Origin of the sequence: Vibrio sp. dhg (genome assembly GCF_003443775.1) — a bacterium.
Taxonomy (GTDB): domain Bacteria; phylum Pseudomonadota; class Gammaproteobacteria; order Enterobacterales; family Vibrionaceae; genus Vibrio; species Vibrio natriegens.
The window spans coordinates 401,310-416,320 of record NZ_CP028943.1 but is presented as its reverse complement, the minus strand read 5'-3'; the positions used below and the strand labels follow the sequence as shown (position 1 = coordinate 416,320).

General features: G+C 47.1%; 11 protein-coding genes. 5 read left to right on the top strand and 6 right to left on the bottom strand.

Annotated elements, in window-relative coordinates; all coding sequences use genetic code 11:
• Nucleotides 1-39: 39 nt before the first annotated feature.
• From hldE to DBX26_RS01965, 3 genes are all read right to left on the bottom strand, one after another.
• Nucleotides 40-1,470 (bottom strand): bifunctional D-glycero-beta-D-manno-heptose-7-phosphate kinase/D-glycero-beta-D-manno-heptose 1-phosphate adenylyltransferase HldE, encoded by a 1,431-nt coding sequence (gene hldE, locus DBX26_RS01975; RefSeq protein ID WP_014230770.1) that lies wholly within the window; start codon nucleotides 1,468-1,470, stop codon nucleotides 40-42.
• Between the two features lie 67 nt (nucleotides 1,471-1,537).
• Nucleotides 1,538-4,381 carry a bifunctional [glutamate--ammonia ligase]-adenylyl-L-tyrosine phosphorylase/[glutamate--ammonia-ligase] adenylyltransferase gene (glnE, locus tag DBX26_RS01970; protein ID WP_065299111.1) on the bottom strand — a complete coding sequence of 948 codons (2,844 nt, stop codon included), beginning with the start codon at nucleotides 4,379-4,381 and terminating at the stop codon, nucleotides 1,538-1,540.
• 110 nt (nucleotides 4,382-4,491) lie between these two features.
• The gene (locus DBX26_RS01965) at nucleotides 4,492-5,748 is read right to left on the bottom strand and encodes a methyl-accepting chemotaxis protein (RefSeq protein ID WP_065299110.1); all 1,257 of its coding nucleotides are present in this window, start codon (nucleotides 5,746-5,748) and stop codon (nucleotides 4,492-4,494) included.
• 67 nt (nucleotides 5,749-5,815) lie between these two features.
• Here DBX26_RS01965 and DBX26_RS01960 point away from each other — a divergent pair, with 67 nt between their 5' ends.
• A complete protein-coding gene (locus tag DBX26_RS01960; protein ID WP_014230767.1) occupies nucleotides 5,816-6,589 on the top strand; it encodes an ion transporter in 774 nt (257 codons plus the stop codon).
• Between the two features lie 47 nt (nucleotides 6,590-6,636).
• On the opposite strand, the gene DBX26_RS01955 is transcribed toward DBX26_RS01960, so the two are convergent.
• Nucleotides 6,637-8,169 (bottom strand): inorganic triphosphatase, encoded by a 1,533-nt coding sequence (locus DBX26_RS01955; RefSeq protein ID WP_118117692.1) that lies wholly within the window; start codon nucleotides 8,167-8,169, stop codon nucleotides 6,637-6,639.
• Between the two features lie 212 nt (nucleotides 8,170-8,381).
• Between DBX26_RS01955 and DBX26_RS01950 the strand changes: the two genes are divergently transcribed.
• The 3 genes from DBX26_RS01950 to DBX26_RS01940 all read left to right on the top strand — a co-directional run bounded on the left by DBX26_RS01950 (nucleotide 8,382) and on the right by DBX26_RS01940 (nucleotide 11,246).
• On the top strand, nucleotides 8,382-9,062 hold the full coding sequence (locus tag DBX26_RS01950; protein ID WP_014230765.1) for a TIGR00153 family protein: 681 nt from the start codon (nucleotides 8,382-8,384) through the stop codon (nucleotides 9,060-9,062).
• 130 nt (nucleotides 9,063-9,192) lie between these two features.
• Entirely contained in the window at nucleotides 9,193-10,452 is a 1,260-nt protein-coding gene (locus DBX26_RS01945; protein WP_014230764.1) for an inorganic phosphate transporter, read from the top strand.
• Nucleotides 10,453-10,634: 182 nt separating this feature from the next.
• Nucleotides 10,635-11,246 (top strand): TIGR04211 family SH3 domain-containing protein, encoded by a 612-nt coding sequence (locus DBX26_RS01940; RefSeq protein WP_020335871.1) that lies wholly within the window; start codon nucleotides 10,635-10,637, stop codon nucleotides 11,244-11,246.
• Between the two features lie 65 nt (nucleotides 11,247-11,311).
• Here the strand turns inward: DBX26_RS01940 and DBX26_RS01935 are convergent, their stop codons facing one another.
• Entirely contained in the window at nucleotides 11,312-11,983 is a 672-nt protein-coding gene (locus tag DBX26_RS01935) for a general secretion pathway protein GspB (RefSeq protein WP_118117690.1), read from the bottom strand.
• Entirely contained in the window at nucleotides 11,983-13,632 is a 1,650-nt protein-coding gene (locus DBX26_RS01930; protein ID WP_118117689.1) for an ExeA family protein, read from the bottom strand. Before DBX26_RS01930 ends, DBX26_RS01935 begins: the two co-directional genes overlap by 1 nt.
• Nucleotides 13,633-13,768: 136 nt before the next feature.
• Between DBX26_RS01930 and DBX26_RS01925 the strand changes: the two genes are divergently transcribed.
• Nucleotides 13,769-14,989, top strand: a complete 1,221-nt coding sequence (locus tag DBX26_RS01925) for a multifunctional CCA addition/repair protein (RefSeq protein ID WP_118117687.1) — start codon at nucleotides 13,769-13,771, stop codon at nucleotides 14,987-14,989.
• The last annotated feature ends 22 nt before the right edge of the window (nucleotides 14,990-15,011 follow it).

Sequence of the window (15,011 nt, the reverse complement as noted above, 5' to 3'; positions counted from 1 at the left end):
CAGCCTTTCCATTACGATTTAATTTAGATGTTAAAGGGTTTACCCTTTGCCACCTTTAATCGCATTAATAATTTCACTGGTTGAACAACCATCTTCAAAGTTCAGTACACGAACTTCACCGCCAGCAGCAATCACCTCTTTGCCACCTGCAATCTCTTCTGGTTTGTAGTCTCCGCCTTTGACCAATAAGCTTGGCAGCACTTCTGAGATCAAGCGTTGCGGCGTATCTTCACTAAATGGCACCACCCAATCTACCGCACCTAAGCCAGCCAATACTGCCATACGACGATCAGTTGGGTTTACCGGACGGCCAGGACCTTTAAGACGCTTAACGGACTCGTCAGTATTCACAGCAACAATAAGGCGATCGCCCAATTCAGCCGCATGGTTTAAGTAAGACACATGGCCTGCGTGAAGAATGTCAAAACAGCCATTGGTCATCACAACCTTCTCGCCTTTAGCACGTGCTTTCTTCACCGCTTCGATCAAAGCTTTTTCTGAAATCACACCAAAGTCGGTATCTTTACTACCATGTACCGCTTCAGCCAGTTCAATTTCAGACAAGGTTGATGTTCCTAGTTTACCAACCACAACGCCAGCAGCCGCATTCGCTAGAGCACACGCTTCTTCAAATGATTTACCCGCAGCAACTGAAGCCGCCAGTACAGAAATAACGGTGTCGCCTGCACCCGTTACGTCATACACTTCTTTTGCTTGTGTTGGCAGATGGAACGGTTCCGCACCTCGGCGAATTAACGTCATACCATGTTCACTTCGGGTAACCAACAGCGCATCAAAGTCAAACTCTTCCACAAGCGCCAGTGCTTTTTCCACCAGCTCCTGATCAGATTTCACTTTGCCAACCACATCTTCGAACTCTTTCATATTTGGCGTCAGAAGGGTCGCACCACGGTAGCGTTCAAAGTCGGCACCTTTTGGATCGATGAAAACAGGAACGTTGGCAGCGCGCGCTTTCTGAATGTACGCCTGTACATGTTCAAGAGAGCCTTTTGCGTAATCTGACATGATCACGGCTTTGACAGTTGGCAGAGCAGAATCCATGCGCGTAAGCACAGGTTCTGGGTCTGTATTTTCGAACTTGTCTTCGAAGTCCAGACGAATCAACTGCTGACCGCGGCTCATTACACGTAACTTAGTGATCGTTGGGTACTCTGGCAGCGGCACAAAGTCACATTTTACTTTGAGCGAGCTGAGTTTTTCTGTCAGAACTTTTGCAGGTTCATCCATTCCTGTCAGACCAACAATGTGAGCGTGACCACCCAATGACGCGATGTTCATCGCAACGTTTGCAGCACCACCCGGACGCTCTTCATTGTTTTCTACTTTTACAACAGGAACTGGCGCTTCCGGTGAGATACGTCCAGTTGGGCCATACCAGTAACGATCTAGCATGACATCACCGATGATAAGCACACCAGCGTTGTTGTAATCAGGTAGAATTGGTTTCATTATTGGTCTCCAAAAATTAAATCGTGCAGAGTTTACCACAGCGCTTGGCGTGGCTAAATAACTCGCCTTAACTGAACCACTGATTCCATGCCTGTTTCACCCACTCTCTTTCCGCAACAAATTTATTCTCGGCAACATCAGCGTCCAGATTGAGCAAGTTTCTATGGTGTATCTCATTACGCATGGAGGTATAGGCGTTTATCAGCTGCATCGCTTGGTCTTCGTCCATCACCTGTTGTGCAATTAGCGTTTCAAAAATTCGTACGTTATCGCACCAGCGCGTGAGTTTAGGTTTATCATGGCTGTAGTTGAGCACCAGATACTGAGCCAGGAATTCAATGTCGGTGATGCCGCCAACATCTTGTTTAAGCATAAAACGCCCGGCTTTCTTTCCTCCGAGATGATCACGCATTTTTTCACGCATCTCGACGACTTCTTTTTTGAGCGTCGCTTGGTCGCGCGATTTACACAGCACATCATGTCGAGTGTTATGGAAAGCGATAGCCAAAGGTTCGTCTCCATAGATCATTCGGGCACGAACCAAAGCTTGGTGTTCCCATGTCCAGGCTTCCTGATGCTGATATTCGTCAAATGCGTCAGTAGGACTCACCAGTAAACCCGAGGCTCCAGACGGACGTAAGCGAGTGTCCACTTCGTACAGAATCCCTGATGCGGTGCGGGTTGAGAAAATATGGATAATGCGCTGTGCTAAACGAAGATAGAACTGGCGACCATCGATTTCTTTCTTACCATCAGTGTATACACTGACCGGACAGTCATGCATAAATACGATGTCCAAATCAGAGTTGTAACCCAGCTCCCAGCCGCCAACTTTGCCATAGCCAATAACCGCAAACCCTCGGCCTTCACGGTCTTTAACATGGGTAGGTTCACCATACTTTTCTGACACCTGCAACCAGGCCTGACTGACAACCGCTTCCACGATGGCTTCTGCCAGATAAGTTAAGTGGTCACTCACTTTCATGACAGGCAAAGCACCCGCAATGTCTGCCGCTGCAATACGCAGAATACAAATTTGCTTGAATTGACGCAGTGCTTCCATCTGCTGCTCCATGTCATCTTCTGGAATTCGCGCCAGAAAATCACGCAGCTCGGTTCGGTAACTGTCTAAAGGAATAGGATTGTACAGTTGCTGCGGATCAATCAGCTCATCAAGCAGGATTGGGTAACGCGATAACTGCTCCGAAATCATCGGACTTGCCGTACACAACCTCACGAGTTGCACCAGAGCAGCCGGGTGTTCATCCAATAACTCTAAGTACGTGGTTCGGGTACAGATTTTGTGCAATAAATGCAGCACTCGAGGTAAACCAAATTGAGCGTCTGGATGCGCGAAAACCGCATCGAAGACTTTAGGCATCAGTCTATTGAGCACTTCTCGACCGCGTGGACCCAGTGTTTTCTTGGCAATGTCTTGCTTGAAATCGATAATGGTTTTTGCGCAGGAGGAAAAATCTTCCACCTGAATATCTTGTTGCAGGATATGCTCTAGTACATCTTGCTTTTTCGCCATATCCCATAGCTCATGGAAATGGCGCGCAACATTACTGCCTTCATCTTCCTCGTCATCGCCAATCAAAGAATCGAATACCTGATGAACCTTGCCCATGTGCAGCTGAGTCTGAGTGATCAACTCATCCCAGGAGTCAAATCGCATTGCAGTCGCCAGCTTCATGCGCTCAATCTCGCAATCTGGCAATGTCTGCGTTTGCTTATCCGCCATGGCTTGCAGTAAGTTCTCTAGTTGACGCAAATACTTATACGCAGCTTCCAGACTTTGTACGTCTTGTGGTGTTAGCAAGGCAAGTTCTTCAATCCCTCGCAGGGTTTCCAGCAAGCCTCGATTGCGCAGAGAAGGCTCGCGTCCGCCTCGGATAAGCTGGAACACCTGAGCGATAAATTCAATTTCACGAATACCGCCCGCACCCAGCTTGATGTTGTTATTCAGCCCACGACGACGCACTTCGCTGCTTATCATCGACTTCATACGGCGTAAGGACTGAATCGCACTGAAGTCGATGTAACGTCGGAACACAAATGGACGCAACATCTTACGCAGCTCTTGATACTGTGGGTACATTTCGCATCCCATCACACGAGCTTTAACCATTGCATAGCGTTCCCAGTCGCGTCCTTGTTCCTGATAATAGTCTTCCAGCGCCGCATAGCTCATCACCAAGGGACCACTTTCACCAAATGGACGTAAACGCATGTCAACGCGGTAGCAGAAGCCATCAAAGGTTTGCTGGTCTAATGCTTTAATAATGCGCTGGCCAAGGCGGGTAAAGAATTGCGCATTGGCAATGCTGCGGCGCGCACCCTGAGTTTCACCGTTATCTGGATAGGTAAAAATAAGATCAATATCGGAAGAGAAGTTCAGCTCGCCACCACCAAGCTTACCCATACCAATGACTAGCATCGGTTGAGCTTCACCTTCAGCATTGGTTGGTGTCCCCCACTCTTTACAACAAGCCTGATATTGCCATTGGTAAGTTTCGAAGATCAGCGCCTCTGCCAGTTGAGAAAGGTGACTCAGTGACTCTTCCAGTGTCCAGGCATGAAGGAAATCTTTCCACGCAATATAAACCATCTCACGATTACGGAACTGACGTAATACACGATGGCCTGACACTTCATCCTGACAATCTGCCAATAACTCCGCGAGTCTTGTTCGGTAAGACGCTTGTCGGCTTGGCTCCGCCACCATCTCAGGCAAGTCCTGAGCGAGCTTTTCATCTCGATGAATAGTTTCGGTTATGAACTGGCTCAGGCCAGATACATAGTAAAATTGCTCTGCGATTTCACTTGGCCACAATTGAAAGTAGCCAGCTTGCTGAGCATTTTGAACGGCAGATTCAGCGACAGAAATCAAAGACGAAGGCAGCTGCATTTTTCTTCCTTGTGAAAAGCACGATGAATGAGCTTTAAGTTATACCAGAGTTGCAGCAAATAAAAACGCCCACAAAAGGTTTGTGGGCGTATTATCAAAAGCTATATGCATTAAACACTGAATGACTTGATTTTCTTGTCTAATTCTCCAGCGTTATTTTGCATGGTTTCAGACGTTTCCAGCAACTCGGTCACCACAATCACAGATGCTTCAACCAGCTCTCTTACGTTAGTCAGGTTTTGGCTCATTTCCTCTGCGACACTGCTTTGCTGACCAGAAGCCGTGGCGATTTGGAAGTTCATGTCATTGATTTGAGTAACTTGAGTAACAATGCCATCCAACTCTGTGCCAGCATTTGAGACCAGTTCATTGCCTTCCGCGGCCTCAACCACGCTTTTCTCCATCAGTTCAACGGCTGATTCTGCGCTGGTTTGCAGGTGAGTAATCATTTCCTGAATCTCTATCGTCGCCTGTTGCGTGCGCTGTGCTAAGTTGCGAACTTCGTCTGCGACTACCGCAAAACCGCGTCCCGCTTCACCCGCTCGTGCGGCTTCAATCGCGGCGTTAAGTGCCAATAGGTTGGTCTGTTCAGAAATGCCCTGAATGGTTCCTACAACACTGCCAATCGCTTCCACGCGTTCTTCCACCTGATTAACAGCCTGAGCAGAAGAGGCAATATCCTTAGAAAGTTCACTCATCTTATCGACAGTGCTCTGTAAGAATTGTTGACCAGAAACCGCTTGAGACGACGCCTGTTCAGTGAGAATCGATGCCTGCTGGGCATGTTCTGCCACCGTTTGAACAGTAGAAGACATTTCACTCATGGCGGTCGCAAGCTGGTCTATTTCATTGAACTCTTCCTGAGCCGACTCTTTGGTTTCTGACATGCTTATTGTCATCACTTCAGTCAGCGCTGAGAGCTCATCTGAGGCGTTGATTTGCATTTGGATTACGTCATGTAATTGGCGACGTGTTTTTTCCAGCTCGCGTGCCACGTCTCCGTATTCATCCTTACAATCCATACCAAATGGTACCGATAAGTTTTTGCTCGCCATCAGTTTTATCGCATCATTCAGGTATTGAGTTTGACGTAACATGACACGTGCTGCGGCTAACAACAAAACAACAAAGACAATGATGAGCAACGCTGTCTGCCAAACAACCTGAGTCAGGTAGGCCTCATAATGCTGCTGAGCAATATCCGTATTCTGCGTCGCAGCCAACAATGAATCGTAAAACGTGTTGGCATCCCAAAGTTGCTTTGCCACAATCAAAATAGTACTGAAGACCATCAACATGACCATCTTTGGTACTAGTCGAATGTCGGATATGACTCTTTCCCACGGCTTAAATGCCAGTTTTTCCATTGTCAGTTCTCCACCGAGTCTTATATAGTTTTTGTCATTCTGTTACGCGAATTAATTCGAGATTTGTATGAAAAACAACGATATCAAAGACAGCACCCGCCCAATGGGACTTTTGTCATTAGTCCTGTCCTTTCTGGCATTATTTGTAACCTCAGGTCTGTTATTTTTTTCGATCGATCGCGAAACCCGTCAAGTACTTATCGGTCTCGACTTCATAATCTGTAGTATTTTTCTCTTACAACTGACCATTGATTTGATCCGCGCCACAAATCGGTGGAACTTCCTTAAACTACACTGGATAGATTTTGTGGCCAGTATCCCAATGATCGAGCCACTACGCTTTGCCAGAGTTTTCCATATTTTGCGCATGGTACTGGTACTGCGCTCTTCTAGATTCATTCTCCATCAACTCAAGGAGAATCGCCGAGAAACAACCGTTGCTTCCATTCTGTTACTAATGGTGATTTTAATAACTCTGGGCTCCAGCACGATGCTGTTCATTGAAGCTAAAGATCCTGCAGCCAATATTCGGACAGGGGCCGACGCTTTGTGGTGGGTGTTTGTCACTATCTCTACCGTAGGATATGGGGACCATTATCCGGTAACCAGTGGTGGCAAATTTCTCGCCGTAGTGATCATTGTTTGTGGTGTGGGGATCTTCGGCATGATCTCTGGTTTGGTCACGTCAATCGTGACGGCTCCAACGAAGAAAGAAGATCATCGAACCAAGCATACAGAGCATATGTTGAACAAACTCGTTGAACAGCAGGAAACGATCCTTAATCGGATAAATGAGCTTGAACTGCGACAACAAGAGCAACAGAGCCAAAAAGAAAAATAGGGCCTGGAGGCCCTAATTGCATGCAATACGCAGTTGATGAGGTGCTATCACTCTCGCCAGTAAGGCTGTGTCTCAACGCTGATGGCTCGGGTTTGATCCATAGCATGTAGGATAGAGCGCTCTTGACGGTGCAGCCATCGTTCTAGCTGCTCTTTTTCATCGGCTTGTAGCATGTCCACCAGCGGCAACAAATGATTCAGCATCAACAAATCATCGATACCATGAACCAGATCCGCCCATGGAAGACGGAAGCTATTACGCTCGTCGCTGTTGTACAGGCTCGCGAATCCGATTCCGGTGTAGAGATTGCGAAGTAAGCGATAACGCTGGTCAACATAATCCTGTGCAGACAAATCACGCTCTGCGGGGAACGCTTCCATCAGCTCAGCCCAAGTACGATCCAGTTGCGTGACAGAAAATGGCAAGATGTTGCTCGCCATTTTTTCTCGTGCTTTTTCATCCAAAAATGGCTGCCAGCCGCGAGCAAGGATCCAACGGCTCAGATCAAGCAATAAGCCGGTGTAACGAGCCGAACTTAACAGCTCTAGCACTTCTTCACGGCTTGGGAGTTCTTGCAGTTGCTGGGTTAGCTCCGAAACCAAGAACTTGCGGGCATCAAGCTTACGCAACACGTTACCTTTGTCATCCAGTAACTCTTCAAGGTGAGCATGTTCGTCTAACCATGTAAGCTCTTCTTCCAACCATTTTAGTTCCTGACGCAGAATCGCACTGGCTCGACGTGGGACAATGCCACCAAATATGGTTAAGGTCTGGCGAATAAATCGAAGCGCATTGCTGATTTCGCGAAGTGCTTCGACACAATCACGTTCAGAATAGATTTGCTCATGGTAGTGCCAGTGGGACAACGCGTGCTCTAACGAGTTGATCAGACAATATTCCACGGTGTCTGTGCTGCTGCTGTCGACTAAAGCCAGCGGTTTTACCTCATCACCCGTATATCCGGTTGCCAAGCGATAACCTTTGGCCGCTTTGCTTAAATTCCCGAGACGCATGCCACCTTGCTCGCAAAAGCTACGCGCCAATGTAAACAGAGCATCGGTTTGTCCAGATTTGAGTTCCAGTTCTACTTCGCAAATCGGCTCTTGTCTGTCTTCTCCATCATCACCTTTCGCGATAACCATACCTTGGTCAAAGGCGACTTCAACCTGGCTGCCATCAGGCATACCAATTAGCCACTGCTCGCGAGTGAAATTAGTCGAAAATAACGGAGTGAGTTCGGATTGTAAGGTCTCGACATCTTTGCCAGCAGGCCAGATATCAGAAGGATGAAGTGTGAGATCGGGCTCATCGCTCGTGTGCTCAGCATTGTATTCTGGTCTTTGGTGTAAACCAGCGACGACGCGTCCTGCGGTTTTCACTGTTTGAACAAATACATCATCAAAACGGCGAATTCTTAAACCAATGTCATGCTTTCTTAACCATTTATCGGCAGTATCAAAGTAGGTGTTACCCAAGTCACGACAACTATGCTGAAGTACTTTTGTCTCAGAAATTTTTCCCTTTAAAGTTTCTGAAAATTCAGGAGAAACAAAAAACTTCAGTTCTATTTCGGTTTCCATAGCTATACCTTTCAAAGCAGATAGAAACAGGATATTGCGTATTTTCTTACACGGCAAGAAAGAAATATCACTCGAATGATGATCTAAAACAGTTTTAAAGAGCGATTTAATGCGTTAACATGCGCGCCTTTATAGCCATCGCTCAACATTTCGCCAAGACCAAAGAAATGGTGTATGTTTTTTTTAGGTTATAGTTATTAGGTTGAATGACCATGCCAGTAAATACAATTATGGGGTTATTTGCAAAGTCCCCTATTAAGCCTTTGCAACGCCACGTTGTGTGTGTCAACGAATGTTGTTCACACCTGGTGAAGTTCTTTGAAGTTTCTTCAAAGGGAGACTGGGAAAAAGCAGCAGAGATCCGTGCTCAAATTTCTCACCTTGAGAAAGAAGCGGATGTTCTGAAACGTGAAATCCGTCTAAAACTGCCTCGCGGTTTGTTTATGCCAGTAGACCGTACTGACATGCTTGAGCTTCTGACTCAACAAGACAAACTTGCCAACTTGGCGAAAGACATTGCTGGCCGTGTATATGGTCGTCAACTTGTCATTCCTGAGGCTCTCCAGCCAAATTTCCTCGCTTACGTTCAACGTTGTCTTGACGCGGCTAATCAGGCGCAAAAGGTAATTAATGAACTTGATGAACTATTAGAAACAGGCTTTAAAGGCCGTGAAGTAACACTCGTTGCTGAAATGATTCATCAGTTAGACGTCATCGAAGATGATACCGATGCTATGCAGATTGAACTTCGTCAACAATTGATGGCGATTGAATCTGACATGAACCCTATCGATGTCATGTTCTTGTATAAGATTCTTGAATGGGTAGGTGGTATTGCCGACCAAGCGCAGCGCGTAGGTGCTCGTTTGGAAGTCATGCTATCTCGATCTTAAAACATAAGTTAACGACATAACGAAGAGCATAATACACACGTGTCATAAGGACGATGACTGTTTTCATCGTCTTTCGATTTGGCGCGCGTAAAATTTTGTTCCGCTTGTTATAAAACAACTAGGTATTACGATGGATATCCTTGCGAACTACGGCACTGTCCTGATTATTGTTGCAGCGATTTTTGGTTTCATGATGGCGATTGGTATTGGCGCGAACGACGTTGCCAATGCGATGGGTACATCGGTAGGTTCAAAAGCGCTAACCGTAAAACAAGCTATCATCATTGCGATGATCTTTGAATTTGCGGGTGCATATCTTGCAGGCGGTGAAGTAACCGACACTATCCGTAAAGGTGTTATCGAAACATCTCTATTTGCTCACCAGCCTGACGTTCTTGTCTTCGGTATGATGTCTGCGCTACTTGCTGCCGGCACATGGCTACTGCTAGCGTCTTACATGGGCTGGCCAGTATCAACCACTCACTCTATCATCGGTGCGATCATCGGTTTTGCGTGCGTATCTGTAGGTACAGAAGCCGTGGACTGGGGCAGCGTTCAGGGCATTGTGGGTAGTTGGATCATTACTCCAGTTATCTCCGGCTTCTTTGCATACGTGATTTTTGTCAGCGCACAACGCCTGATTTTTGATACAGAAAATCCGCTATTTAATGCAAAACGCTTTGTGCCTGTTTACATGTTTATCACCACAATGGTGATTGCACTGGTTACTATCAAAAAAGGTCTTAAGCACGTTGGTCTTCACCTGAGCAACGGTGAAGCCTGGATGTGGGCGGCTGCGGTATCGGCAATTGTAATGGCTGGCGGCTACTTCTACATTCAGAAGAAATTTGCTAACCGCGAAGATGACCACAGCTTCTCAGGTGTTGAAGGCATCTTCAGTGTGCTAATGGTTATCACAGCTTGTGCGATGGCATTTGCACACGGTTCTAACGACGTAGCAAACGCGATTGGCCCTCTTTCAGCGGTAGTATCAACTGTTGAGCACATGGGTGAAATCACATCTAAGAGCACAATCGCATGGTGGATTCTTCCACTAGGTGGTATAGGTATCGTTGTGGGCCTTGCGACTCTGGGCCACAAAGTAATGGCAACCGTTGGTACAGGTATTACTGAACTAACACCAAGCCGTGGCTTTGCAGCGCAGCTAGCGACGGCATGTACCGTTGTTCTGGCATCTGGTACAGGTCTGCCAATTTCAACCACTCAAACACTGGTTGGTGCGGTTCTGGGTGTAGGTTTTGCTCGCGGTATTGCAGCACTAAACCTAGGTGTGGTTCGTAACATCGTTGCTTCATGGATTGTTACTCTACCAGCTGGTGCACTATTGGCAGTGGTCTTCTTCTACGGCATTCAAGCAATGTTTTCGTAATTAAGACATCCGTCAATAGAATGTAAGCGCTTTGTCATTATTGACCCAAACGCACAGAAAGGGAGGCTTTGCCTCCCTTCTTTGTTGCACCAAAGTTTGAAACTGCATACTATTCGTCTAATTCCGGCTCCAATAATTCGGTGCCAACGCTGTATCCAAGAAAAATCGTTAAGGGATTTACTGTGAAAAAACTAATCATCACGGTTTTGTTTACTTTGCTAGCAGCGCCAACGGCCCTAGCTGCAAACCGTTATATTTCTGATGACCTATTCACTTTTATGCACTCAGGTCCAAACAACACTTACCGAATTATTGGTAGTGTCGACGCAGGTTCGCAAGTACAACTACTAAGCGCGAATAAAGAGACCGGCTATACACAAGTTCGTGACTCCCGCGGCCGTACTGGCTGGGTGCAAAGCAAATTTGTCACTAACAAAGAAAGCATGGCAATTCGCCTACCTCGTATTGAAAAAGAGCTTGCTGAAGTGAAAGAACAACTGGCCAATGCTCGCCAGACTTCAGACACAGAAAAAGCGGGCCTTGTGACCTCACTAGAAACACGTAATCAACAAATCTCTGATCTTGAGAACAAGTATTCAGAGATCAGCGACCAACTGACTTCGATTGAAACAGAAAATCGTGAGCTGCGCGCTAAACTTGATACGCAAAAAGATGACATGCTGCTGAAGTACTTCACCTACGGTGGTGGTGTTGCAGGTCTTGGCCTGCTGTTTGGTTTGGTCTTGCCTCATCTAATGCCACGCAAAAAGCGTTCTCCAGCAGGTTGGGCATAATCGCTCCCTCGTATTGAATACTAAAAAGGCCACATGATTGTGGCCTTTTGCTTATTTGGACTGAGTTACCCTTCCCACTCATAAAGTGCCGGAATACGGATCTGTTCTCCCTGAAACTCAACAATCACCGCTTGTGGCTGAATCTCTTTCAGTGTGACCTGACCATCCACCACATCACCTTGGTGATATTCCACATTATTGATTTTCACCCAACGCCGTTGGGAATCACTGGCGTACATGTGCGTTTGTAAGTTGAGTGCTGGAAGACGACCCTGCCACTGCTGGGCATTCCCCTCCAAATCGTTAACTGGCGTTGAGCGCTGCGACGTTGAACTTCCGCTCTTAGACAGTGCGTTCTCCACCTTCATTGCCAAATCCGGCGACAGTGACGATAAATCGATATCATCCAAAGTGAAGTCTAAATCGTCATCGCTGGCTTGATTTTGTGCCACCGGGGATGAAGTGCCCTGATTGCTGCTGACATACTCTTCTGATGGCATGTAGCTTCCCGTATCACCTGATAATTCCGCACTAGGCCACTCTCTTGGCAGTTGCGCCAGTTGGCTGACATCTGGATAGTCCAATACCTCAAACGGCTGTACAACCTCCGCTACGGCAACAGCCACAGGCGTCGCAGCTTGAGTTTTAGGAGTCAGCTTTTCCAGATACCAGGCAGTGCCAAGGGCAGAAATACCTATAGGCAAAAGCAGCAAGCTTGCATGCTTGGCTAAAGACATTACGCATCCTCCTTATCTATGCTTGCCAGAGTTGGCGCGTTAGGCTGCACATTTTGCTGTAATCGCTCTAGCGTGCGCTGACCCGCGATACCGTCAACACCAATGCCTTGCCAGCGTTGAAACAGTTCGACGCGTTCTTTCATTTCTGAATCAAAAATGGAGGTGCCTAAAGGTAATTCGCTTACCGCCTCAGCAAGTAGCTGGTCTAAAACTTCTATAGCAGGCCCTTCCATATCTAACCGCAAGGTTTCTTTAAGCGGCGATTGCCACAGCTCGATAATATTTCCCTGCCACATCGGTTTTAACCAGGAGAGAGGGAGGCGCAAACGCTGCTTACCGTTAAGTACTTCGACTTTATCGTTCCCTACCGCGTAGAGAATCACATAACCAATATCGCCTTGATAATTCAGCTCCAAGATCACGGGTCTATTTTGCTTCATCAACAGCGGCCAAGTCGCCATTTTCCTCTCACAAACCATGGTCGATTGGGCCTCAGATAAGCAGAGGTTATCGCGTACCGAAGCTCGGTAGCCCCACAATTTATACAGGTCGTTCACGGCAAGGTTCGATTGTTTTTGTGAGAGCAGTAACTCGCGTTGCTCATTGCTTAGCTGATCGCGCACGACGACAGGTTCAACTGACTCAACCGGCTCAGGAGCACTGATGGCAACGGTCTCTTCGACAAACTGGTAAATGGGCTTCATCGGCATATGATTAATGACCGCCCAACCGACACCAAGCGCGGCAGCTACCCCAATCGCAGCTGTTCCCCAAGCTGGCCAGCTAAATGGACGACGAGATACCATTTGTCCAGATTTGTTGTCTTGCTGATAAATATCGGCCTGAAATTGCATAACCTCTTCACAAGCGCGCAGAACGGTCTGTTTGTCTACAACTGTGCTGCCCTGGTGATAGCTCATGTTAAGAGCTTTATCGCAAATGAGGTTAATCAGCCTGGGAATACCATGACTGTACTTGGCGATCAGTTTGGTCGAACTACGATTAAATAACTGTTGATTGCCCCCCGCCGTATGAAGCCGGAACGCGATGTAATCCTCGGTTTCTTTTTCATCCAAAGGCAAGAGGTGGTAACGACCAGTAATTCTCTGAGCTAGCTGGCGTAGCTGGGTGGTTTGTAATAAGCGTTGTAACTCTGGCTGACCCACCAAAAGGACTTTAAGCAGCTTTCGGGTCTCTGTTTCTAAATTCGTCAGCAAGCGAAGTTGCTCTAACACATCCGCGACCAGATGCTGCGCTTCATCAATAACCAACAAGGTTTGCCAGCCAGCATTATGGTTGTGCAGCAGGTATTGATGAATCACTTGGTTTAACTGTTTTAACGTCGCATCTTGCGGATAGACAATTTTAAATTCATCACAAATCGCCTCCAGAAGATCTCGAGTCGAAAACGTTGGATTAAGAATCAAACCCGCCTTGGTGGTCTCGTCCAAGTTGGCCAACATGGCTTTCGCCACGGTGGTTTTCCCCGTCCCTACTTCTCCTGTCAACATGGCAAATCCGCCCCCATCACCCAATCCGGCTTTGAGGTGCGTAATCGCTTCTTTATGACGTTGACTCAGATACAAATAACGAGAGTTTGGAACAATCGAAAAAGGTTGCTCAACAAACCCAAAAAAGTCCTTATACATAGGATCTCCAGCTAAAAACCCGCCCACTTTGAAACTGCCCCTAATAAACATAGATGCATCTTCTATTGGGAGTAAAGAAAAGTACCATTGCTTGCTACAATGTCCAACGACATATCAGTAAATTAAGAGGTTGTTCGTGCAAGTTTACTTAGTAGGTGGTGCAGTCCGGGATCAATTACTTGGAATTGATCACTATGACAATGATTGGGTGGTGGTTGGTGCAACCCCAGAAATGATGCTTGAACAGGGGTATACCGCCGTCGGTAAAGATTTCCCTGTGTTTCTTCACCCTAAAACCAAAGAAGAACATGCACTGGCACGAACAGAGAGAAAATCAGGCTCGGGTTATACTGGCTTTGAATGCTTCTTCGATCAAAATGTTACCTTGGAAGAAGATTTGATTCGTCGAGACTTAACCATCAACGCCATGGCAATGGATGACAAGGGAAAGCTGTACGATCCCTACGGCGGCCAAGACGATCTCAACAACCGCCTCCTACGCCACGTCTCTGATGCGTTTATTGAAGATCCACTTCGAGTCCTGCGTGTGGCCCGCTTTGCAGCCAAGCTCGCGCCATTGGGTTTTAAGGTGGCAGACGAAACCATGCAACTGATGCGTGATATGTCTGCATCCGGGGAGCTCGACACACTGACACCAGAACGGGTGTGGCAGGAATGGCATAAATCTTTGTCTTCTCCTCGACCGGATGTCTTTCTTTCCGTACTGCGTGAATGCGGAGCTCTGGCGGTTGTCCTGCCAGAAATTGACGCCCTGTTTGGGGTGCCTCAACCTGAGAAATGGCACCCTGAAATCGACACCGGTATTCACACCTTAATGGTCGCCGAACAAGCCGCGAAACTCAGCGCTTCTCTGCCAGTACGCTTTGCGGCACAAGTGCATGATCTCGGTAAAGGCGTGACGCCAAAGCGTGAATGGCCAAGTCACAAAATGCACTGCCATACAGGCCTCAAGCTGATTAAAAAGCTGTGTGAACGCGTTCGCGTACCCAATGAGTTTCGTGATTTAGCCTTAATGGTCTGCGAACAGCATTCCAACATTCACCGAGCAGCAGAGTTAAAACCGCAAACCATCATCAAAGTTCTCAACAAGTTCGACGTATGGCGTAAAGCCGATCGACTGCAAGACATTTTAATCTGCTGTCAGGCTGACCATGCAGGTAGAAAAGGCTTAGAAGATCAGCCTTATCCTCAAGCGGAGATTTTTACCCGAGCCTATCAAGCCGCAGCAGCGGTGGATGTTCAGGCTATCATTCAGGATGGATTTAAAGGGCCAGCGATTCGAGATGAACAAGAAAAGAGACGGATTGAAGCGGTAAAAATCGCGCTTAATAAATAGCGACCAAACAAAAACGCCCGCT

What these genes read in the sequence shown, in the direction of transcription:
- hldE (WP_014230770.1), bottom strand. Translation starts at nt 1,470, where the DNA reads ATGAAACCAATTCTACCTGATTACAACAACGCTGGTGTGCTTATCATC.
- glnE (WP_065299111.1), bottom strand. Translation starts at nt 4,381, where the DNA reads ATGCAGCTGCCTTCGTCTTTGATTTCTGTCGCTGAATCTGCCGTTCAA.
- DBX26_RS01965 (WP_065299110.1), bottom strand. Translation starts at nt 5,748, where the DNA reads ATGGAAAAACTGGCATTTAAGCCGTGGGAAAGAGTCATATCCGACATT.
- DBX26_RS01960 (WP_014230767.1), top strand. Translation starts at nt 5,816, where the DNA reads ATGAAAAACAACGATATCAAAGACAGCACCCGCCCAATGGGACTTTTG.
- DBX26_RS01955 (WP_118117692.1), bottom strand. Translation starts at nt 8,169, where the DNA reads ATGGAAACCGAAATAGAACTGAAGTTTTTTGTTTCTCCTGAATTTTCA.
- DBX26_RS01950 (WP_014230765.1), top strand. Translation starts at nt 8,382, where the DNA reads ATGCCAGTAAATACAATTATGGGGTTATTTGCAAAGTCCCCTATTAAG.
- DBX26_RS01945 (WP_014230764.1), top strand. Translation starts at nt 9,193, where the DNA reads ATGGATATCCTTGCGAACTACGGCACTGTCCTGATTATTGTTGCAGCG.
- DBX26_RS01935 (WP_118117690.1), bottom strand. Translation starts at nt 11,983, where the DNA reads ATGTCTTTAGCCAAGCATGCAAGCTTGCTGCTTTTGCCTATAGGTATT.
- DBX26_RS01930 (WP_118117689.1), bottom strand. Translation starts at nt 13,632, where the DNA reads ATGTATAAGGACTTTTTTGGGTTTGTTGAGCAACCTTTTTCGATTGTT.